This is a genomic window from Metabacillus hrfriensis, from assembly GCF_030127205.1.
Classification (GTDB): domain Bacteria; phylum Bacillota; class Bacilli; order Bacillales; family Bacillaceae; genus Bacillus_P; species Bacillus_P dongyingensis.
This window is the reverse complement of record NZ_CP126116.1, coordinates 2,996,464-3,020,090: the sequence shown is the minus strand read 5'-3', so window position 1 is coordinate 3,020,090 and position 23,627 is coordinate 2,996,464. Positions and strand designations below refer to the sequence as shown.

The following is a 23,627-nucleotide window of genomic DNA, read 5'->3' as shown; positions in this document are numbered from 1 at the left end:
TAAATCCGTATTTTCCTGACGCTACACTAAATGATTGGATATTTGGATCATATAGTGTGAGTCATTTGTCTTGTAAAATGGGTTTTTTCTTCCTTTGAATTTGCATCAATTATGGTCGTGAAAATACATTGATAAAATTGAGAAACTGTGGTAAATTTATATAGATACACACTGTTTATGGATTTATGTATAAAATATCCCTATTTTAATTATACATCATAAAATCCTTTTCAGTCAACCCCAATTTTTATTTTTTTAAAGGAGTGTTTGATATGAACATGAAACTTCGCCAGAAGCAAGAACAAGTGGACAGCGTAATGGAAACAATTACAGAACAAAGGTTGATCAGATGAACAATTTATGCATATGATTCGTCTTGGTATTGAGCGATAAATGGGAGGGAAAGAAATGAAACCATATGTACTAGAGTTTCGGGAGATCGATAAAACGAGACAAATGGTGGTCGGTGGCAAAGGGATGAATTTGGGCGAATGTTCGAGGATTGAAGGAATACTTGTACCAGAGGGATTTTGTGTTACCACTGAGGCATATAAAAGAGTCATTGGGAAAAATGAGGAGCTTCATCAATTACTGGATCAACTAGCAGTTCAAAAAGTGGACGCACGAGAAAGAATTAGTGAAATTAGCGGGAAGATTCGTGAGCTGATTGAGGGGATCGAGATCGAGAAGGGGATCGAAGAAGATATCGATCGATGTCTCTTAACTTTTGGCTTCGAGCATGCATATGCTGTTCGTTCAAGTGCTACAGCAGAGGATCTTCCATTTGCCTCCTTTGCTGGTCAACAGGATACCTATCTAAACATCAAAGGAAAAGATGCAATTTTACAACATATTAGTAAGTGCTGGGCTTCACTATTTACTGATCGTGCTGTGATTTATCGAATACAAAACGGATTTGACCATCGTAAGGTTTATCTGTCTGTTGTTATTCAAAGGATGATTTTTCCACAAGCTTCCGGAATACTATTTACAGCTGATCCAGTTACCTCAAACCGCAAGGTGCTGTCGATCGATGCTAGCTTTGGACTGGGTGAGGCACTTGTCTCTGGCATAGTCTCTGCGGACAATTATAAAGTGCGGGAAGGCAGGATTGTGGAGAAGACGATTTCTGGCAAAAAGTTGGCTATATATGCACGAAAAGAAGGCGGAACGGAGAAAAAGGAAATTGAGCTGCGTCAGCAGAATCTATCGACCCTGTCAGATGAGCAAGTGTTAGAGCTAGAACAGATCGGCAGAAAGCTTGAAGCTTATTTTGGATGTCCGCAGGATATTGAATGGTGTCTTGTTGACAATAAAATTTACATCGTTCAAAGCCGGCCCATCACTACTTTATACCCGATCCCTGAAGCGAACGATCAAGAAAATCACGTCTACGTATCTGTCGGTCATCAACAAATGATGACAGATCCCATAAAACCACTGGGATTGTCTTTTTACCTGTTAACGACTCCTGCACCCATGCGTAAAGCTGGCGGAAGATTGTTTGTTGATATTACACATAATCTGGCTTCACCTGTTAGCAGAAAAATGTTATTAGATGCCATGGGACAACACGATCTGCTCATGAAAGACGCACTTATGACCATTTTAGAGCGAGAAGATTTTATAAAATCGTCACCAGATGATGAAAAAGTACCGAGTCCCAGTAAAAGCAATAAAGGTATATCGTCTTCGGGTTTTCAAGCACAAATCGAAAACGATCCGACAATTGTTTCTGATTTGATTAAGAGTAGTCAAACATCGATAGAAGAGTTAAAACAAAACATCCAAACGAAATCAGGATCGGATTTATTTGATTTTATTCTGGAAGATATCCAGATATTAAAGAAGATTTTATTTGACCCACAAAGTTCAGCTGTGTTTATGGCTGCTATGGATGCTTCATCATGGATCAATGAAAATATGAACGAGTGGTTAGGTGAAAAAAACGCAGCCGACACCCTTTCTCAATCTGTACCAAACAATATTACTTCGGAAATGGGTCTGGCGCTATTGGATGTTGCAGATGTGATTCGTCCTTACCCAGAAGTAATTAATTATTTACAGCATGTAAAAGATGATAGCTTTTTGGATGAACTGGTTAAGTTTGATGGTGGACAGGAAACCCGAGACACCATCTATGCTTATCTCAACAAATACGGAATGCGATGTAGTGGAGAAATCGATATTTCTAAAACTCGTTGGAGCGAAAATCCAACTACACTTGTCCCCATGATTCTCAGTAACATCAAAAATTTTGAGCCTAATGCCAGCAATCGGAAATTTGAGCAAGGGCGACAGGAAGCTTTGAAAAAAGAACAAGAATTATTAGATCGACTGAAGCAATTACCGGATGGTGAACAAAAAGCCAAAGAAACAAAACGAATGATCGACCTAATCCGGAATTTCATCGGTTATCGGGAATATCCAAAATACGGCATGGTTAATCGCTACTTCGTTTATAAGCAGGCTTTGATGAAAGAAGCCGAACAGCTTGTACAAGCAAAAGTTATTCGTGAAAAAGAAGACATATACTATCTTACTTTTGAGGAACTTCGCGAAGTCGTAGGTACAAACAATCTGAATTATCAAATCATCAGTAAACGAACAGAAGAGTACAAACTATATGAAAAACTAACTCCTCCACGTGTTATCACGTCCGATGGAGAAATCATTGTAGGTGAATACAAACGGGAACATCTCCCATCTAATGCTATTGCAGCTCTACCTGTTTCTTCAGGTGTTATCGAAGGAAGAGCACGTGTCATCTTAAATATGGAAAATGCTGATTTAGAAGATGGAGATATATTAGTCACCTCCTTTACTGACCCTAGCTGGACACCATTGTTTGTATCCATAAAAGGCCTAGTCACCGAAGTTGGTGGACTGATGACTCATGGAGCAGTTATAGCACGTGAATATGGCTTACCGGCAGTTGTCGGGGTGGAGAATGCTACCAAACTGATAAGAGACGGGCAGCGAATTCGGGTGCATGGAACAGAAGGGTATATCGAAATACTATAATTCATTACATTAGGCATTATGTACAATCAGCACTATTTGGAGGTTCTGGGTTCGACCAGAAAAGTGTGATCCTATCCTTTGGCATTCACAGTTAACTGAGGCTTAGAAAGTAGCACTGTAGGGTGTAGCAATTATCTGTGCAGTGGCGGTCTGAATTTATATTATGCGTACCCTACCTGTTCGGTATGCAACTACTATTCTGAAGGCTAAAAGCACAAAAAAGTGAAAAGGTAAAAAGGGCTTAATGAAGTAATATTAGTAAAGGATTATTTCAGAATAGGGCGAAAAAGGAATGCATATCTTAAACATATTCCTAAGAATATTCACACTAAAATAAAAAGTATCAACCACCTCAAATTAGTTAATGATAACAAAAGAGGAGGTGTGATACTATGGCTAAAGATGTTCTTTGTGAAGTAAACAACTGTTCGTATTGGGGTTCAGGAAACAAATGTAATGCGGATGCTATTTACGTTGTAAGTCATAAAGGTAAGCAAGCTTCGAATAGTGAAGAAACAGATTGTAAAACATTTAAACCAGGAGTTTAATTTTCTTAAGGGGTAACCAACATTTTGGTTATCCTTTATTAGTTATAGTATTGATAATAACTATCATTTTCATTCATATTTAATAAAAATTTATTAGCTGTGATAAAACAAAAGGATTCCAAGAGGATTAAGAGTGAACCTTCTTTTCATTTATAAATAACAGATAATGGGCATTTTCCACTTTTTTTTCTAAATAGTCGAGTGAATAATTGCCTAATGGATCTGCAAAGTCTCCGATTGCCCGAGATAAATTATCAATCACTAGACTTAATGTATCAAACTGTCTCCGTTCTTTCCTTTTATTCATCTCATCCATGATTTCATATGCCAGATGTTGGATTCGACGTAAGCGTATTTCTTTTGTTTGCATGATATACTCATCCTCCTCTATATACTAACTTATATTGTCTAAATATATGACTAATTATAGAGTTTATGTGTAGATGATCTTACAGAACTCGCTCGCTTAATTCCTTGTCCTTTGACAAATAAGATCGCTTTATTCTATCTAAAGCAATCATTGCTCATTCTTAATTAATAATATGGTCGATCTTCCACATTAAAAGGGTGATGGATATTAGTCATGTTTAATATCCATCACCCTTTATGCTTTCGAACAAGGACAGTTTTGCCTTGTTGAAAGAATTTAAAAAAAGTAGTTTTGAGGATTTTTTAATGCACTTGCAATTTTCCTAATTCCTTCTTCAATTCGATGGGCGTCAACATTTGAAACATTCAACTTCAAAATCCGATCGTGGTTAAAGTCATCTAAATAATTTCTTTCAACTGAATCCAGATATATGCCTTCTTCATGCAAATGATAAACAAATGATTTCAAATTCACACGCTTGGGCAACCTAATATGACTATGCATTACAATTTCTGATGATGATTCGTACGTAGATAAATGATCTTGTATTGATTGATGCAGAATTTTCGCACGTGCATAATAGATGTTACTGACTTTCGTTTTATTATGTTCAAACATACCATTTTTCAAATAGAGATATAATGCGGCTTGTGAAATCATAGAGCTGTCGATATCCGTTGTCATTTTGTATTTTTGAAAAATGTCAATAATTGAGGAAGGAAGAACCGCCAAACCAACTCTTAACCCGGGAAACATTATTTTTGAAAAACTTTTTAAATAGATGACTTTATCATGGTAATCATCAGCAAAAAGAGGATCGTTCTTCGGATTGTATTCAAAATCTGCTAAATAATCATCTTCTAAAATGTATACATTATATTGGTCTGCTAATTGTAAAATAGCTTCTTTTTCTTTTTTACCGTATGAAGATCCTAAAGGATTATGGAAGCGCGGCATTGTATAAAAGAATTTAATATCTTCTTCATGAAATATTTGTTCTAGTCGACCTAAATCAATACCTTTCGCGGTACGTTGAATTCCTATTGCTGGTATCTGTAAGGTTTTCAGCAGTTCCATATATAAATGATAGCTGGGTTGTTCAACTAGAATGGAGGAACGATTATTTGGAAAGGGCATCATACTTACTAAAGAAAGAGCCTGTTGAACACCTGCAGTGATGAAAATCTGTTCGTTATGCGTGAATACTTGGTAAGATTCTAACAGTTTTTTAGCTTCTGCTATGAGTGGTGGCCAACCTTTTGGCGTTCCGTAGCGAAATAATTCTTCTTGATAGGTATCAATTGCTTTATTTATGCAGTGTTGAAATTCTTTATAAGGAAATGCATGCCAAGTAGGAGATGCGCTTGTAAAGTCAATTATGTCAGTGGACAATGGGGTTTTGAAGACGTGATTATCCACAACATAATAACCACTTTTCTGTAGGGCATAAATAATATGTTGCTCCTCCAATTTTTTTAAAGCGGTCAATACAGTGCTTTTACTACAAGAATATTGTTGAGTTAAATTTCGAATGGATGGTAATTTTGCACCGGTCGAAAATTTTCCAGACTGAATTTGCATCATAAGGGATTGATAGATTGATTCATATTTAAGCATCATAAACCTCTTTGCACATCTGTATCGGTACAGATGTGTATTTTTTATATCGTAAAGGTTATTATTATCTCTTACGATAATGGTACCGGACAGATCAATATAAGGGGGTAATCAAAATAATTGAAAATAGAAATGCATATATCGCAGCAACCATCTATGCAATCATTATCGGATTGTCATTTATGTTTGTTAAAGTGACATTAACGGTTGCAACACCGTTAGATACATTGGCTCATCGGTTTACCATTGCATGGATCGCTGCCACAGTGTTGTTCGTGTTAAAAAAAGAATCGATCAAAGCAACAAAAAAAGATGTACTGCGGATTGCCTTGTTAGCCATCTTATATCCGACACTCTTTTTTGCTTTTCAGGTATTTGGGTTAGTGCATACATCTTCATCAGAAGCTGGTATTATTCAAGCAACAATACCAATTTTTACGTTAATTTTTGCAAGTATCATTTTAAAGGAAACATCTACAAGTAGTCAAAAAATAGCCATTGGTTTATCTGTACTCGGTGTGATCTATATTATGTACATGAACGGGGCAGGGAGCACAAATACAAGTCTCCTTGGGACTGGTTTAATTTTACTTTCAGCACTTACCGCCTCACTATACAACGTATTTGCCAGAAAGTTAACACAACGCTATTCGTTATTCACTATCACATATTTCATGACCTTGTTTGGGTTTATAGCTTTTAATGGACTGGCACTGACAAACCATGTAATGAATGGAACAGTCCATCAATATATGCAACCTTTTGGACACTGGGATTTTGTTCTTGCCATTTTATATTTAGGTATCCTATCGTCATTAGGAACGTCCTATCTTTCCAACTATGCTTTATCAAAAATAGACGCATCGAAAATGAGTGTTTTCAGTAATTTTGCTACGCTCATTACCATTCTAGCAGGGGTCATTTTTTTAAAAGAGGAATTTCATTTATACCATATAGTTGGATCAATTATCATTATCATAGGTGTTGTTGGTACAAACTATTTTGGTGCAAGGGGCAAATCAAATGAAAAAATATAGTCTCTTGCTAATCATAAGCTTTATTTGGGGATCTCAATTTTTCTTCGCGGAATTAGTAACGAATGATGTAAATTCCATTTCGTTGTCTGCTTTGAAAGCACTGATCGGTGCAATTTGTTTATCAGTGATTAATCTGTTCCAATCAAGAAAAACTACACAACCAATACTAAAAAATATTTTTGGATTGCACTTTTTGAAGTAGTCTTGCCGTTTATTCTTACTGCACAAGGCCAAAAGTATGTATCGAGCAGTATTGCATCTATGCTGATCGAATTATCGGGGGTATAATGGAATAACTTATTAACTCAGTTCAACAATGAACTGAGTTTTACTATGCAAAAAAACACCACTAAAAGCGGTGCGAATTAGTGCACTAATCCTAATACTATACCCGGTGTTAAAAACCGTGTGATTTCAGGTTTTCCCTCCCAAAACGGAACTCCTTAATCTTCAATTGGAGGTTTTTTCTCTTTCGAATAAGTGATTGTCTAATTAACCGCGCTTTCATCCATATACATAACTTCCCAGAGGTGACCGTCCAAGTCCTGAAAGCTCCAGCCATACATAAATCCATGATCAATTGGGTCTTTAGATTCCTTACCTCCAGCATGCAGCGCTTTATTAACAATCTCATCAACTTTTTCTCGGCTATCTGCAGATAGAGCCAGGATAACTTCAGTACTTTTTCCTGCATCCGAAATAACTTTCTTAGTAAAAGTTTTGAAATAATCTTCAACAAGCAGCATGACAAAAATATGCTCGCTGATCACCATGCAAGTGGCATTTTCATCTGTGAATTGCGGGTTGAACTCAAACCCGATTTTTGAAAAAAATTCGACGGATTGATTAAGATTTTTTACAGGTAAGTTAACAAAGATTTTATCTGCTGTCAGACTCATTTTTATCACCCTTTATTAGTATTCTCAATGTACGGGCATTGTCAAATTTAACTAAGAAGCTGCCTTTTCTTAATTCCAAAATCCCCCCTCTACAATAAAAAGAATTTTACTGTCTTGCTTCATCTTTTTATTTCTCCAGCAATTCTTTAGTTTCCTGCCGCATTCACAGAATCTTATGAAAATATCTTGTCGTTTTTAGTCCTTTTCATTTAAAATTGGATCAACAGTTTTAAAAGCATTGGGAGCAGATTTACAATGGATGCTGCTTGCTTATCAGGCGCATGCAACTCTAACTGAAGGAATTCGGGATTTTGAGAACTCATATCGTTTGATTGAATACTCAAATTGGATTCCTCCCGGGTTTTGGGTACTCATAGAACGTGGTTGATTCCTCAAACTGGACTCCTCCCGGGTTTTGAGAACTCATAGAAAGCGATTGAGTACTCAAACTGGACGAATTCGGGATTTGAGTCTTCAAACTGGATTCCTCCCGGGTTTTGGATACTCATAAAGCGCGATTGAGTCCTCTAACAGACCTAATTCGTAATTTTGAGAACTCATAGAGGGTGGTTGAGTACTCAAATTGAATTCTTCCCGGGTTTTGGATACTCAAAGAGCGCGATTGAGTCCTCAAACAGAACGAATTCGTAATTTTGAGAACTCAAAGAGCGTGGTTGAGTACTCAAATTGGATTCCTCCCGGGTTTTGGATACTCAAAGAGCGCGATTGAGTCCTCAAACTGGATTCCTCCCGGGTTTTGAGTACTCATAGAAAGCGATTGAGTCCTAAAACTAGACGAATTCGTAATTTTGAGAACTCAAAGAGCGTGTTTGAGTCCTCAAACTGGACTCCTCCCGGGTTTTGAGAACTCAAAGAGCGGTTGAGACCTCAAAATGAACGAATTCGTGCTTTTGAGTCCTCTATCTGGACCACAAGCGGGATCGCGGTTTAGATCAATGCTTACTGTAAGGCCGCAAAATGAATCATTTAGCGGGAGAGATCATTTGCCAAGGCATACTTCATTCTTTTTAGAAAATTTTTCATGTAAAATAAAAGGAGAGGGGAGGTAATAAAGGTGTCATACGAAGTGGAAATCTCAGAATTGAAAACGTCAGAAGTGCATATTGAGAAGCTTTCTGATCTTCTGATCAAGACAGTAGAGGGAGGTGCTTCAATAGGGTTTCTGCCCCCAATGAGCCATTCTCAGGCAACAGAATATTGGGAAAACGTATTAGAACCCAATGTGATTCTCCTAATTGCGAAAGTGAATCATGAAATTGTTGGGAGCGTTCAGCTCCAATTATGCGGGAAACAAAACGGACGCCATAGAGCAGAAATCGCAAAACTGATCACACATCCGGACTATCGCAGAAAAGGCATCGCCCGGTTATTAATGCAAAAAGCCGAAGAGCGGGCTAAACAAGAAAAGAGATCCCTGTTAGTTCTCGATACAAGAGAAGGCGATGTCTCGAATCAACTTTACATCTCACTTGGTTTTACAGAATGCGGCCGCATCCCGTTATTTGCTGAATCAGCGGATGGAAAGCTTGATGCAACTATTGTTTATTATAAAACTTGCTGAGGAATGAAAATAGGATCTACCTTGTTTTGATAGAATTCAACAAATAATAATCTTTCCCAAAGATGTGCTGCTAATGATTTGGGGCTTTCTTTTTTAATTCCATCTTTCCTCTTTGTCGGTGCAGCTGTGTACTAGCAGCCGCCTGATGATGTGAAAAAAAAGGAATCATATTAAAGAAGTAACGAATCAGTGCGGATAACCAAAAGGGAATTCATAATACATGATAAGTTCAATAATAAGGAAAGATTCGTGTGATTATCAAAAAATCAATTTATCTATTATTACATATATACTGTCTTTGTTTTTGCTGCTGACAGCATTAAATGCAGTGGACTTTAACATTGAAATTCACCATTATCTGGATTTCAGCTTTATCCACTTTTTTTTACTTGGGGGAGTGTTGCTCAACGCTTTGCCAGTATCTTTTATTACAGAATGGATTGCTAAAAAAGTGCCTCAGAACACCAGAATTATATATAAGCTGTTTATGTAGTTATCGTTTGGCATCTTATTCAGCTTCGTGTTCATGATTCCCATGGACGGAATAAGTTTCTTTTCGATTGTTGTATTATTCCAATTTTTCATTGTGGAAACATTAAGTGAAAAACTTCCTTTTATAAAACTTCACCCGTTTATTAAAGGTGCTTCTTCAGCGGTTATTCTATTTACGGGTATTTATTACAACGTTAAATTGGCAGAATTATTTATTTTGCGGATTAACCAATAGCTTCAAATTGTGAAGATCATGCTTGTTTTTCTCATATCTGGAATGAACGTATGGCTTATTGCACAAAATACTCCTGTTATGAGGAGGTGCAAACATGCCAAACTTAAATGATAACAAGTTCAGAAAAATCCAATCCGAAAGTCAAAAGCAGGGCAAAACACAAGAAGAATATGCTGCTGAGTTAGACAGCAACCGTGCTAAAAGCGGGCAGAAGAAGAAGGACTAAAAATTAAAGAAGCAAAGTAATCTAGAGGCTGCGCTGGCAGTCTCTTTTTTGGGGTTTTATAGAAACATGACACTACTGAAGAAAGACCTATTGCTTGCTTCATTTAGTTGTCTAATATTTTAACCATCATGAAATCTATTTAAAGTAACATATGGTTTCCTGATTAGGGATCGAGGAATAATCAGTATGGAAAAATTAAATGATATCCAACATTTCAAAAGGTTCTCCAATCTCAAAGTCAAGTCTAAAACCATTGATGAGGGGAATGGATATCCTCTGTTTTAATCTGGACACCGCAGAACAAAGTCCCAGGACTCTTTAAATCGTTAGGTTGAAGCTGGATAAATTAGGGTCTTTAGAACTCTTGTTAGCAAGAAGTGAAAAGGTTAAAATTACCATTAGAAATATTTAGTAAATATAAGAATGAGAAAGGTCGGATTTAATGGAGCTTTCTGAAAGTATTGAAGAATTTGTAATGAATTATGATGATAGATTACGGTTCTCTGGCGCAATCTTAATTCAAAATGAAAAAAAGATATTTGAGGGTGGATTTGGCTACGCCAATCGAAGTGAACATATCCCTATTACTTCAAGGACCAGATTTGGAATGGCATCTGGTTGTAAAATTTTCACCTCAGTTGCGATATGTCAACTAGTTGAGAAAGGGATTTTAACTTTCGATACATGCCTCAAAGATTGTCTGGATATCTCATTTCCACATTTCCATCCAAATGTTACAATTCACCACCTCTTAACACATACCTCAGGAGTACCAGATTATTTCGATGAAGAAGTGATGAGTGATTTTGAAGAGTTATGGAAAGCTGTCCCTATGTATTCTATTAAATCACCAAAAGATTTCTTACCTATGTTCCAGGATAATCCTATGAAATTTAATAGTGGAAGTAAGTTTTCATATAGCAATGCAGGATATATTCTACTTGGGTTAATTGTGGAACGAATGACAGGAATGACGTTTCCAGAGTATGTTGCGGAAAATATATTTCGAGTTTGTGATATGTCCGATTCTGGGTATTTCCGGATGGATAAACTCCCAGAACGGACGGCACTAGGATATATTGACAGCGAAGAAGGCAACGATTGGAGAACAAATATTTATTCCATTCCTTTAGTAGGAGGTCCAGATGGGGGAGCATTTACAACCGTGTTAGACTTAGCAAAGTTTTGGAATGGATTATTAAATGCGAAACTATTAGGAAAAGAGTATACGGACAAGCTATTAACTCCCTATGTGAAGAGCAGCAATGATATCTATTATGGATATGGAGTTTGGATTTCAATGAAAAGTGATGAGGTTCTCAAATATATTATATTTGGATTTGATCCAGGTGTTAGAATTCATTCCTCAGTAAATGCAAAATCAAAGATACATTCTCATATTATGTCGAATATTGATCAAAGTGTAATCCCTATTGTAACTGGGATTGATAAACTGATATATGGATAATAATTTAGGATTTAGTCTTGGGAAAATATGACTATTTGTGACTTTTAAGTATATAACAATGATGGGGGTATGGTTAGAAAGTGGATCTGTAATAGACAGTTTCGGGTTTTGGTGAAATTCGGAAGTTTATTGGTATTTATAAAGAGATTATAAATAAATGATTCAGGTCGTAAATCAAGTTCATGATTTCTATTAAAAGGAGTTAATAACATGAATAGTGAAATTAACCGATTAGAAGCGACGAACCCCCCACAAGAGTTAGAAAAGCATCGATTTTCGAAAGAAATCTTGTTGAAAATCCGCGACTTACAACAACGTAATAATTGGTATAATTTTTTTGCTATAGGACTGGATTGGTTAATCATCTCCTTGGCAATTGTTCTCAATTATTTTATACCAACTGTTTGGATGTATTTAATTAGTATCGTTATCATCGGCAGCCGTATGCGCGGATTGGATATCATGATGCATGAGTCAAGTCATCGTATGCTGTTTAAAAACCGTAAATTAAATAAGTGGGTTGCTTGTTTCTTTGCAGCCTATCCGATTATGATTTCTCATAAAGCATACTGTAAGAGTCATATGAGTCACCACAAATACTTGTGGAGCGACGTAGACCCCGATAAACAACGGTATCAAATTGTTGGATTGGATAAACCTCCTGAAAATAGGATGAAGTTTTTTATTCATCATTGCTTAAAGCCATTGTTCTTGGTGCATGTGCCCAACTATCTAATCGGAATGATCAAAGTAACAGCATATGCAAAAGATGAACCTCGTTTGGATCAGGTAATCCGAACTTTATATTGGGCAGTTATCATTATTAATTCAATTATTTTTGGTTTTTGGCAAGAGTTAATCCTTTTCTGGTTTGTACCATTTATAACAACATTCCAAGTGTTAAAGTATTGGGCTGAAATGGCCGAACATGCTGGGTTAGAGTCTGAACAGGAGATATTTGCATCAAGAAATTCTTTTGGGAATTGGTTTGAGCGCACTCTAATCCACCCTCACCGAAATTCATACCATTTAGTTCATCACCTTTTCCCTGCTGTACCGCACTACAACATAAAGAAAGCTCATCTTATATTATTAGAAGATTCGGAATACCAAAAAGCGCACCATTGTACGGGCTTCTTTTTGTCTTCTGCACCAGGGTTCTCATCGGTTATTGATGATATTCAAGGCCGTATACCATTCTGGAATAAATTAAAGAACAAATAGTTTCATACACGTTTTATATAGGCTTTATAGAAATTAACTGGTTTGCCAAAGATGTTTTTCCTGATTGCACCCTATACATAAGTTGGGGGTTAGTTTAGCAAAACCTTGGGAGGTGTCGGGTAACTTATTAATCTCTATAGAGTCTTTTAGTTTATTCAAATCAATTTATCCGGGAAGGGGATAATGAATGAGTAAATTGGTTCTTTTTTGTTTTCCCTACGCTGGAGGATCAGGGTCAATATTCAATAATTGGCGCAATTATTTACACCATAGCATTGAACTGCAGCCTATTCACTATGCAGGGAGAGGAAAGAGATTTCAAGAATGCTGCTATCAAGATATGAATGAGATCACAAATGATATATTCGAAAATATAACTGGTTATATAAACAAAAGTAATTATTCGTTTTTTGGACATAGCATGGGAGGACTTATCGCCTATGAACTTTGTAAAAAAATGGTGAGCGAAGGCTTACATTCCCCTGCTCATATTTTTCTGTCAGGCATAAAACCTCCTAACCATGTTAGAGAAAAGAAAGTTCATAATTTACCTGAAAAAGAATTCAAAGAAAAAATAGGTAAACTAAATGGTACTCCAAAAGAGATTCTTAATAATCAGGAGTTAATGGATATATATTTACCGATTTTAAGGTCTGACTTTAAATTGATAGAAGAATATGAATTTAGCAGAGAAGGGTACAAATTAAACACTAGTATTACTGCTATGTACGGTAAGCAGGATGATATTACTGAGGAAGATATGAAAAAATGGACTGACTTTACTTCAAAAGACAGCCAAGTCCGCGGCTATCCAGGAGGACACTTTTTTATTAATGAAAATTATATTGATATCATAGATCTGATTAATTTGACATTAGTTGGGAGAGGCGGTTTTTATGATCAATCATACATATAATAATGATTTGTTAACTGAAGAAGAAAAATTTTGGTTGAGTCAACTATCCGAGAATTTAAGCATGAGCAGCTTTACTCATAAAAATAATAATGTTGATTTTGAAGATCGTAAACGCAAGTTATTTACATATAGATTACCAGGTCAAATATCCCGTGAAATCCTTAAGATGAGTGATCAATCCGAATATGGGTTATTCATCATTCTGATGAGCGGGGTAAAATACTTACTTTCAATATATACGGATAATGGAGATGTCTCAATCGGAACCCCAGTCATTCAATCAAAATCTGGGGCAGCTTATCAAGATCATCAATTGATCATACGAAGTGATATCCATAGCGGAATGTCATTTAAAGAGCTTCTATTTAAAGTGCAGCAAAATATTTCTGATGCCAATAAAAACCAGAAAGTATCACATGATAAATTAGCAAAATTATTAGGTTTTGATTCTAAAACCTCCAATAGACTGAACCCCCTTACAGTTGTCCAGCTTGAAAATATTCAACGCAGCAGTTCAAATTATGATTCATATGCCGACACGGTCTTCAATTTCACTTGGCATGGAAGCACTATTGAATGCTCTATTACTTGTAACGGAATCGCAGGAGAAATGATCGGAAAAATTACAGATCAACTGACTCATTTCTTTAGAGCAGTGGTGGAAAACCCTAATATTCGACTTTCTGAAATCGATATTTTATCCAATGATAGGAATCAAATTCTTTATGAGTTTAACAACACTGCTGCAGATTTTCCTAGAGACAAGTCAGTTGTTGAATTGTTTGAATTACAAGTGTCAAAAACTCCTCATGAGACAGCAGTCGTTTATCAAGGTCAAAAGTTAACTTATCAGGAATTAAATAAAAAAGCGAACCATATAGCAAATGAATTGGTTAAGCTGGGGATCAAAGAAAATTGTGTAGTAGGAAGTATGGTGGATAGATCTCTCGAACTTCCAATCGGAGTATTAGGAATTTTAAAAGCAGGAGCAGCTTATTTACCCATTGATCCAAACTATCCAATCGAACGTATAAAAAAGGTTATAGGTAACTCCAACGTAGATATAATTTTGAAATGCAGTGATCATAAACATGTGTATATTAATCAGAATACTCTATTTATTGATATCGATACAACTTTAGAAAAGGGTACACCAGTATCAATGGAAAAAAATCTAGAGCTCGAAATCTCATCTGAAAGTTTAATGTATGTTCTTTACACCTCGGGAAGTACTGGTGATCCTAAAGGGGTTATGGTAAAAAGAAATTCATTTGTAAACCTGCTCTACTGGTACACGAATGAATTTGATATAAATGAAGCCAGCAATTTATTATTAATTGCCCCAATAAGTTTCGACACTGCGCATAAGAATTTATTTGCTCCATTAATAAGAGGAGGACGATTACACCTCTTTGAGCCGGGTATGTACGATTATAATAAAATGTCAGATTATATTGAATTTCATAAAATTACAACTATAAATTGTACACCAAGCGGTTTTTATCCATTGGTTGATTATAATGAAGAATCGGATTACAGCAGGTTAACATCACTGAAACATGTCTTCTTAGGCGGTGAATCAATTAATTGTAAAAAGTTGAAACCTTTGGCGGAGTCAGCCAACTTCAGTAGTGAAATAGTAAATACTTATGGTCCTACTGAGTGCACGGATATTGCCTCCTTCTACCGAATCAGCAATCAAGAATTAGTTCAGCAGAAGTCAATTCCTATCGGAAAGCCGCTCAATAATGTAGAACTATACATTGTTAATCAAGAAATGAACCTCTTGCCAATTGGTATAACAGGAGAATTATGTATTGCTGGAGTCGGATTGTCACAGGGATATTACAATGCACCCGTTTTAACTAAAGAAAAGTTTGTGGAGTTTCCGCATATTCCCGGGAAAAAAGTTTATAAAACTGGGGATATGGCGAGGTGGATGCCTGATGGGAATATTGAATTTATTGGAAGAATAGACAATCTTACAAAGATAAGAGGCTTTCGGGTAGAAGTTGGTGAAATTGAGAATTGTCTTTTGAAACACCAGGATGTGGAGGAAGCAGTTGTTGTTGCGATGGAAGATACTTTTGGCACAAAAGAGTTAAGCGCTTATTTTGTTGCCAATGTGGATATAACGAATTCGGAATTAAGAAATTATCTAATTAAAAGGGTGCCGGATTTCATGGTACCAGCTTATTTCACTCAACTGAATAAAATGCCTCTTAATCAAAATGGAAAAATTGATCGAAAAGCACTGCCAGTGCCTGATTTGGATAATGCGTCAAGCTCAAGTTATGTCGCACCTGAAAGTGAACTGGAAAGAATGATCGCTGGTATCTGGGAAGAAGTTCTTAATATTGAAAGAATAGGAGTTTATGATAACTTCTTTGAATTAGGCGGCCATTCGTTAAAGGCTGCTTCAATTGTTCTGAAGATAAACCAAGTATTTGAAACAAATCTGCAAATAAGCGAATTGTTTAAGCAACCAACCATAAAAGAAGTTGTTAATCTAATTACTAAGATGCAACAACATAAGAGATCAACCGTTTTAGCTGTCAAAGAAAGAGAATACTATCCCGTCTCATCACAGCAGAAAAGATTATTTATCATGTGGCAGCTTAATCGAGACTCTGTGGCCTATAATTTGCCCTCTGCAATCATTATAGAAGGTAATCTTAATCCAGATAAGCTGGTGGCAGTTTTCCAGAAGCTCGTTGATCGTCATGAATCTTTGCGCACATCATTTTCTTTTGTCGGTGGTCAACTTGTACAGTCTGTTCATCCTAGATTAGATGTTATAGTCGATTTTGCGGAAGCCCCGAAAGATAGACTAATGGAATTTGTAAAGAGTTTAGTCAAGCCTTTTAACCTGGAAAAACCTCCTCTTTTTAGAGTAACGGTTATTAAGATCGGAGAAAATAAGCATTTGCTGTTGACTGATGCTCATCATATTGTTTTTGATGGTATATCCATGGATATTATTATGGAGGAATTTTCTGATTACTATTCAGATAAAAACCTGCCTCAGGCTAAGATACAGTATAGAGACTACGCAGTATGGCAGGAGGTATTTTTTCAGACTGATGATTTTAAGCGCAAAGAGGAGTATTGGTTAGACCTGTTTAAAGAAGGTATTCCTGTACTAGAGTTAAATACTGATTACCCGCGTCGTCCCTTGCAAAATTATGAAGGGGATCATGTATTAGTTACTGCAAGCCACGATTTGACATCTCGTTTAAGAAGAGTAGCAGCGGAGAATGGGACAACCCTATATATGGTGTTACTTTCTGCTTTGAATGTGTTGTTTTTCAAATATACTGGTCAAGAAGATATTACAATTGGTTCACCGACTGCAGGTAGATCCCGTCCTGGTTTGGAAGGTGTTATCGGCATGTTTGTTAATACTGTGGTAATGAGAAACTTTCCATGTCGTGAAAAAACATTTCAGAAGTTTTTGAATGAAGTGAAGAATACTACGCTGAATGCTCTGGATCATGAAGAATATCCGTTTGAAGTGTTGATAGATCAATTAGGCGTTCATAGAAATCTTGGTAGAAATCCGATGTTTGACATTATGTTTTCTCTAGACAGTAATGAGAATTTCTTTAAGGATACTAAAGAATTGTCCTTCCATAAATTCCCGATAGAAAGCAACATGACTCAATTTGATATGTTCATTCATGCAATGGAAACGAACAATAGCATTGATTTGAAATTTAAGTTTCGGACGAATGTATTTATGAAAGAAACAGTACTAAGAATGGCCGACCATTTTATGCGTTTGCTTGATGAAATTACCCAAAGTGTGAATATGCTGCTGCAAGATATTCAGATAATGTCCGAGCTAGAAAAGCAAACCATTCTCTCAGGATTCAATAATACGGATGCAGAATTCTCATATCATCAAATGACGGTGCATGAGATATTTGAGAATCAAGTGAAAGAGACAATATCGAAAACTGCTGTCGTTTGTAATGGGATTACACTATCTTATTCTGAGCTTGATTCGAAAGCCAATCAACTGGCCCGCATTTTAAGAACAAAAGGAGTGCAAAGAAATAACATCATCGGAATTATTGCTGAGCCCTCCTTGGAAATGGTCATAGGAGTTCTTGGGGTGCTAAAGGCAGGAGGCGCATTTTTGCCAATCGATCCCGGCTTTCCGATAAGCAGGATAGAATATCTATTGAAAGACAGTAATTGTCAGTTAATCCTGACGCAGCATCATTTGAAGGGAAAGTTAACTTTTGAACAGGAAGTTGTTGGACTGGATGATGAAACGATCTGTAATGAAGATGATTCTACTCTTGAAAATATAAATCAATCCGACGACTTGGCATATGTGATTTATACGTCCGGAACAACTGGGAATCCAAAAGGTGTTATGATCGAGCACAGAAATCTTGTCAATCAGCTGGGTGGATTGATCGAAAACATGCAGTTTGACCAAGAGTTTCATCATTTGCTGCTTGCGAAAGTTTCTTTCGATGTTTCCGTACAACAGATTTTTCTCCCGATCCTGTCAGGAGGAAAATTGTATATTCCTGAGGAAGAGCTGGCTGCTGAACCGAGGAAACTTTGGAGTTTTATTGAGCAAAACAAAATCAATATGCTGGGTGCTGTACCCGCCCATTTGAAGGTTTTGATAAATAGTGCCTCTACAAATCAGCGTCTTCGCTACGTCTTTGTAGCAGGCGAGGTCTTCACAAAGAATCTTTACGATGAATTACGAAGAACTGTTAATGCCGATCAAATAATAAATCTTTATGGTCCAACCGAGACAACGATTTTTTCAACACTTTATGTTTGCAACGAAAAAGAAGAAGGTTCGAGCTTGCCTATAGGTAAACCTTTAAACAACTATCGAGCGTATATTTTAGACCAAGATCATAGTCCCGTACCCTTAGGTGCAACTGGGGAGTTATGTATTGCTGGTGCGGGCGTAGGGAGAGGCTATATCAATAACCCAGATTTGACAAATGAACGTTTCGTCTCCGATCCATTTGTTCCGGGTAAAAGGATGTATAAAACTGGGGATCTAGCTAGGTGGCTTCAAAATGGGAACATTGAATATATCGGAAGAATTGATCACCAGGTAAAGATTAAAGGAGTCCGAGTAGAGCCGGATGAAATAAAAGAGCATCTTTTAAACCATAGCTCCGTTAAGGACGCAGTTGTCATTGCAAAACAGAATCAGAGTGATGAAAGTTACTTGTGTGCGTATTTGATTACAATTCAAGATGTAAATACCGCAGATTTAAGAGAATACTTGAAAAATAAGCTGCCAGATTACATGATCCCATCACATTTTGTAAAGTTGGAAAGTATGCCCCTGACGAACAGTGACAAAATTGACGTAAGAGCGCTGCAAAAAAGAAAAGACGAGGACTATATGTTGTCAGGACCCTCTTATAAGGCACCTGGAACACAAATAGAAATAACTATAGCGGATATATGGAAACAGGTACTTGGTGTGAACAAAGTAGGTATCCATGATCATTTTTTCGAGCTTGGTGGAAATTCCCTTAATATTGTTCAAGTAAATGAGCGGCTGAAAGAAGAATTAAACATCGACTTACCTGTAGTGGCGTTATTCAGACACACCACCATTTATTCTTTGGCCCAACAATTAAAATTGATTAATGCGGAACCAGAGAAAACGAATCCAGATCGAGTACAAGTGATGGAGGAATCGAGAAACAGGCTAAAGGACAGAAGGCGAAGAAAGAGGGATTGGAATGAATCATAGTCCGCAGCTATCGGTTAGAAACGGTATGGAAATTGCTATTGTCGGGATGTCATGCAGATTTCCTGGGGGAAATAATGTAAATGCGTTCTGGGAGAATTTGAAGAATGGCAAAGAATCGGTATCCATTTTCTCAGATGAGGAGCTGCGGGAAGCAGGAATTGACCAAGAAACAATCCAGAGTCCCAATTACGTTAAGGCTGGAGGATCCATCACCGGCACAGAATGGTTTGATACTCATTTGTTTAAGTACTCTCCCCGGGAAGCAGAAGTAATGGATCCACAGTTAAAAGTTTTACACGAATGTGCTTGGGAAGCGTTGGAGAACAGCGGCTACTGTTCCGATACCTTTAAAGGACTGGTTGGTACTTATATTGGAAGCTCAACAAACTTGTATTGGATTGACACGGTTTACCATCAAGCACGTGATTTTATAAAAGAAGCAGAATTGTTGAATGGTTCACAATTTTTCAGTACAAGATTGTCGCATCAATTGAACTTGAAAGGCCCAAGCTACACCGTTCAAACTGCGTGTTCATCATCCTTGGTTGCTGTTCACTTGGCAAGCCAGGCTCTTTTAAGCGGTGATTGTGACATGGCTTTGGCTGGTGGCGTCTCACTCACATTACCTGAGAAAAGAGGCCATTTCTATCAAGATGGTATGATTCTTTCACCAGATGGGCATTGCAGACCTTTTGATGCAAATGCCAGGGGAACGGTTAACGGTAATGGCGCTGGAATCGTTGTATTGAAACGTCTAGAAGATGCTGTTGCTGACGGAGATTTTATCCATGCTATCGTGAAAGGATCTGCAATAAATAATGACGGTTCAAATAAGGTCAGCTTTACCGCACCCAGTGTTGAAGGACAAGCTGACGTTATCAAGGCAGCCCATCTCATGGCAGAAGTGGAACCCGAAAGCATATCTTACGTAGAGGCCCATGGTACTGGAACCATGTTAGGAGATCCAATTGAGATTGAAGCTTTAAAACTGGCGTTTAACACAAGAAAAAAAGGGTTTTGCGGCATCGGATCTGTCAAAGCGAATATTGGTCATCTCGATAACGCCGCAGGTGTGGCAGGTTTGATTAAAACGGTCGTTTCTTTAAAACACCGAATGATTCCACCACATATAAACTACGAGAAACCAAATGTGAATATTGACTTTGAGAATAGCCCATTTTACGTGAACAATAAATTGACGGAATGGAAGAACTCCGGGTTTCCTTTAAGAGCTGGAATAAGTTCGTTTGGTATGGGAGGCACAAATGCCCATGTAGTCCTTGAGGAAGCACCGGATATAGAGGCTTCGGATAGAGGAAGAAGATATCAATTACTTTCCTTTTCTGCACAAACGGAAAAGTCACTTGAGGAACAGACAAAAAAGTTGGCAGATTACTTGAATCAAGACCCTAATGTGAATTTGGCCGATGTGGCCTATACTCTTTTAAACGGCAGAAAAAGTTTAAAACATCGAAGAATGCTGGTAGTTTCTGATATAGAGGAAGCTAAGCGTGAACTTTTCAGTATGAACCCTGTTAAAGTTCAGACCAAAAGTTATGATGGCGCCAGTAAGCAAATAATATTCATGTTTCCTGGACAAGGGGCACAGTATGTAAATATGGGGTTGGATTTGTATAGAGAAGAAAAGATATTTCGGGAAGAACTTAATCGCTGCTGTCAAATTTTAGAGGGAATTAGCGGCGTCAATTGGATGGAATTATTATATCCCTCTGATCCAGAAGGTAAAGCAAGTGACGCGATCAATCAGACATCCAATACTCAACCTGCAATATTTATTTTTGAATACTCATTGGCAAAAATGTTAATAGGATGGGGGATTCGTCCTGATGGCATGATCGGGCACAGTATAGGAGAATATGTCGCTGCCTGCTTGTCCGGGGTATTATCCCTAAAGCACGCACTTAAGCTGGTTTATGACCGTGGGATCTTAATGCAGCAATTACCTAAGGGAAGTATGGTAAGCGTAAAGGCTTCGCAAAATGACATTTTACCATTAATGAGTCGTGATTTATCCTTTGCTGCGGTGAATGGTCCATTATCATGTGTTGTTTCGGGTTCTGATGAAGAAATGAACATTTTGGAGACCATATTGAATCGTGAAGGTTTTAAATATATTAAACTGTTAACTTCTCATGCTTTTCACTCAGCCATGATGGATCCGATCTTAGCTGCTTATAAAGAGAAGATTAAAGAAATTGATCTTCATCATCCAAACATCCCATTTATTTCCAACGTCACAGGAGAGTGGATTACCGCAAGCCAAGCAACCAACTCCGATTATTGGGTAAATCATCTGCGGCAAACAGTTAGGTTTTCTGACGGTATCAAGCATCTAGTAACAGGTTCGGAAAACATTTTTGTCGAGGTCGGACCTGGAAGAGCTTTAAGTGCATTGGTTAGACAACAAGAGCAGGGAGAATCAGAACTTGCGATTGTAAACACTGTACGGCATTCCAAAGAAAGAGTCTCCGATGATAAGTTTTTGCTTCAAAATATTGGTAAGCTGTACATTTATGGTGTAAAGATAGATTGGCCGAAATACTTTTCACAAGAAAGAAGACAGCGGGTTCCTTTACCCACATATCCCTTTGATCGGCAGTTCTTTAGTATTTCTAAGGATTTAAAAAGCCGAGAAAGTGCGTCCTTATCTCAAAGTGAACTTGTAGGAGATTCGAAGCAGCCTATTGCCCCTAAAGATGATAAAGAGCAAAAAATTATAGAATCATATAAGGAAGTTACTGGTTTGAAATATATAAGTCCTCATGCTGATTTTTTTGAAATAGGAGGCAGCTCACTTACCGCAGTCAATGTTGTCGCCAGATTACAGAAGGATTTTGATATTTCTATTAATCATTTATTTGAATATCCCAGAGCGTCTGAACTAGCACAGCATATCACGTTTAAGGGAGAGAAGAATAAGGTCGATAAACATGTGTTGACAAGTTACCTTGTTGCAAGGAGGGAAAGGCACCGCTTAGTAGAGGATAAAATTAGGGACATTGAAGAAACACGCCGTTTATATGATGACAAAAACAGAAGATATGAGGAAGTAAATCTTTTTTATCAACTGAATTATAAAGAGATTCTATTAACAGGAACTACAGGATATTTGGGAATTTACTTGCTGCGTGATTTATTAACAAAATCAGATAGCAATGTTCACCTCATTGTAAGAAGCAAGAATCAAATAGAAGCAGAAAATCGCACGAAAGAAAAAATTTGTTCTTATTTTGATCCACCTTTTTATGACAAGTTTAAACAAAGAATTTTTGTTTACAGTGGTGACCTGGCAAGAAATGATTTTGGATTGGATATGAGTAATTATCAATATCTTAGTGAAACGATTCAATGTGTTATCCATTCAGCTGGTAATGTTAGTCATTTTGGAAACTACGATAAATCCTTCGAAGCGAACGTATTGGCTACGAAAAATTTAATCGATTTTTCACTCACGGGAGTAAAGAAAGATGTTAACCATATTTCTACATTGGCTGTAGCTTCCGGTACAGTGAAAAATAAAAAAGATATATTGTATACGGAATACGATAATGATTTGGGACAAGTTATTGAAAATCCTTACCCGAAAACAAAGCTAGAAGCTGAAAAGATTGTTATTGAGGCAAGGGAAAGAGGAGTAAATGTAAACATTTTTCGAGTAGGAAATATCGTTTTTGATTCTAAATCTGGCAGGTTTCAAGAGAACATAGAGCAGAACGCTTTGTATTCTATGATGAAATCATATATAGAAATTGGTCTGGTTCCAGAAATGGATAGAGATACAGATTTTTCATGTGTTGATGATGTTAGTCGAGCAATAATCAGTCTATTTGATAAAGAAGAATTAATGAATGAAACCCACCATATCTTTAATCCGAATTATATGAGTTTATCCGATCTTCTAACTACTCCTGACTTGAATATTGATGTGAAAGAAACGTCAATTGACAAATTTTTAGATTTTATCTTTGATGAAAAGCAAGTCGATCGACATGCATCAGCTATTTATAACTTACAGCTGCATAGCATAGGAGAAGAACTGGAAGTCTTTGATGATGCTGGGCAGACAGTTTTTCATATCACAGCTGATAAAACAAATATGCTGCTAAGCAGAACTGGTTTTATATGGAATGATATAAATGATCAATTGGTAAGGAAAATGATAGAGTACGGTCAGCAGGTGAACTTCTTCTCTAAATCAAAAAAGATAAAGTGGTGATTA

Annotated in this window: 14 protein-coding genes and 2 pseudogenes; 13 read left to right on the top strand and 3 right to left on the bottom strand. The window is 37.0% G+C overall.

Translation table 11 applies throughout. The annotated features are described in order from the left end of the window. Positions 1–408: 408 nt before the first annotated feature. Positions 409–3,024, top strand: a complete 2,616-nt coding sequence (gene ppsA / locus QLQ22_RS14905) for a phosphoenolpyruvate synthase (RefSeq protein WP_284015075.1) — start codon at positions 409–411, stop codon at positions 3,022–3,024. A 392-nt stretch (positions 3,025–3,416) separates the two neighbouring features. Next, complete coding sequence (locus tag QLQ22_RS14900; protein ID WP_223435766.1) at positions 3,417–3,572, top strand: DUF1540 domain-containing protein; 156 nt, start codon at positions 3,417–3,419, stop codon at positions 3,570–3,572. 127 nt (positions 3,573–3,699) lie between these two features. Here the strand turns inward: QLQ22_RS14900 and QLQ22_RS14895 are convergent, their stop codons facing one another. Both QLQ22_RS14895 and QLQ22_RS14890 read right to left on the bottom strand, forming a co-directional pair. Next, positions 3,700–3,942, bottom strand: a complete 243-nt coding sequence (locus tag QLQ22_RS14895) for a hypothetical protein (protein ID WP_223435765.1) — start codon at positions 3,940–3,942, stop codon at positions 3,700–3,702. A 276-nt stretch (positions 3,943–4,218) separates the two neighbouring features. Continuing rightward, positions 4,219–5,559 carry an aminotransferase-like domain-containing protein gene (locus tag QLQ22_RS14890; RefSeq protein WP_284015074.1) on the bottom strand — a complete coding sequence of 447 codons (1,341 nt, stop codon included), beginning with the start codon at positions 5,557–5,559 and terminating at the stop codon, positions 4,219–4,221. Between the two features lie 116 nt (positions 5,560–5,675). Between QLQ22_RS14890 and QLQ22_RS14885 the strand changes: the two genes are divergently transcribed. Both QLQ22_RS14885 and QLQ22_RS25170 read left to right on the top strand, forming a co-directional pair. Further along, complete coding sequence (locus QLQ22_RS14885) at positions 5,676–6,596, top strand: DMT family transporter (protein WP_223443462.1); 921 nt, start codon at positions 5,676–5,678, stop codon at positions 6,594–6,596. Then, entirely contained in the window at positions 6,583–6,798 is a 216-nt protein-coding gene (locus QLQ22_RS25170) for an EamA family transporter (RefSeq protein WP_223435763.1), read from the top strand. The genes QLQ22_RS14885 and QLQ22_RS25170 overlap by 14 nt, the downstream gene beginning before the upstream one ends. A gap of 286 nt (positions 6,799–7,084) precedes the next feature. Here the strand turns inward: QLQ22_RS25170 and QLQ22_RS14880 are convergent, their stop codons facing one another. Beyond that, positions 7,085–7,495: a VOC family protein gene (locus QLQ22_RS14880; RefSeq protein ID WP_223435761.1), complete on the bottom strand. Its 411-nt coding sequence runs from the start codon at positions 7,493–7,495 to the stop codon at positions 7,085–7,087. A 1,075-nt stretch (positions 7,496–8,570) separates the two neighbouring features. On the opposite strand from QLQ22_RS14880, the gene QLQ22_RS14875 reads away from it, so the two are divergent. From QLQ22_RS14875 to QLQ22_RS14845, 9 genes and pseudogenes are all read left to right on the top strand, one after another. Continuing rightward, the gene (locus QLQ22_RS14875) at positions 8,571–9,077 is read left to right on the top strand and encodes a GNAT family N-acetyltransferase (protein ID WP_223435759.1); all 507 of its coding nucleotides are present in this window, start codon (positions 8,571–8,573) and stop codon (positions 9,075–9,077) included. Between the two features lie 821 nt (positions 9,078–9,898). Continuing rightward, on the top strand, positions 9,899–10,030 hold the full coding sequence (locus QLQ22_RS14870; RefSeq protein WP_275976709.1) for a hypothetical protein: 132 nt from the start codon (positions 9,899–9,901) through the stop codon (positions 10,028–10,030). Positions 10,031–10,472: 442 nt separating this feature from the next. Beyond that, positions 10,473–11,498, top strand: coding sequence for a serine hydrolase domain-containing protein (locus tag QLQ22_RS14865; protein WP_284015073.1), 1,026 nt, complete (start codon positions 10,473–10,475; stop codon positions 11,496–11,498). A gap of 210 nt (positions 11,499–11,708) precedes the next feature. Then, on the top strand, positions 11,709–12,722 hold the full coding sequence (locus tag QLQ22_RS14860; protein ID WP_284015072.1) for a fatty acid desaturase family protein: 1,014 nt from the start codon (positions 11,709–11,711) through the stop codon (positions 12,720–12,722). A gap of 187 nt (positions 12,723–12,909) precedes the next feature. Further along, the gene (locus QLQ22_RS14855; protein ID WP_284015071.1) at positions 12,910–13,638 is read left to right on the top strand and encodes a thioesterase II family protein; all 729 of its coding nucleotides are present in this window, start codon (positions 12,910–12,912) and stop codon (positions 13,636–13,638) included. Further along, positions 13,619–17,491: pseudogene (locus QLQ22_RS14850) on the top strand (amino acid adenylation domain-containing protein); the annotation flags it as partial. The gene QLQ22_RS14855 and the pseudogene QLQ22_RS14850, both read left to right, overlap by 20 nt. Beyond that, positions 17,474–18,976, top strand: a pseudogene (locus QLQ22_RS25255) (non-ribosomal peptide synthetase); the annotation flags it as partial. The pseudogenes QLQ22_RS14850 and QLQ22_RS25255, both read left to right, overlap by 18 nt. Continuing rightward, entirely contained in the window at positions 18,965–19,387 is a 423-nt protein-coding gene (locus QLQ22_RS25250; RefSeq protein WP_479724403.1) for a phosphopantetheine-binding protein, read from the top strand. The pseudogene QLQ22_RS25255 and the gene QLQ22_RS25250, both read left to right, overlap by 12 nt. Next, positions 19,377–23,624: a type I polyketide synthase gene (locus tag QLQ22_RS14845; RefSeq protein WP_284015069.1), complete on the top strand. Its 4,248-nt coding sequence runs from the start codon at positions 19,377–19,379 to the stop codon at positions 23,622–23,624. The genes QLQ22_RS25250 and QLQ22_RS14845 overlap by 11 nt, the downstream gene beginning before the upstream one ends. The last annotated feature ends 3 nt before the right edge of the window (positions 23,625–23,627 follow it).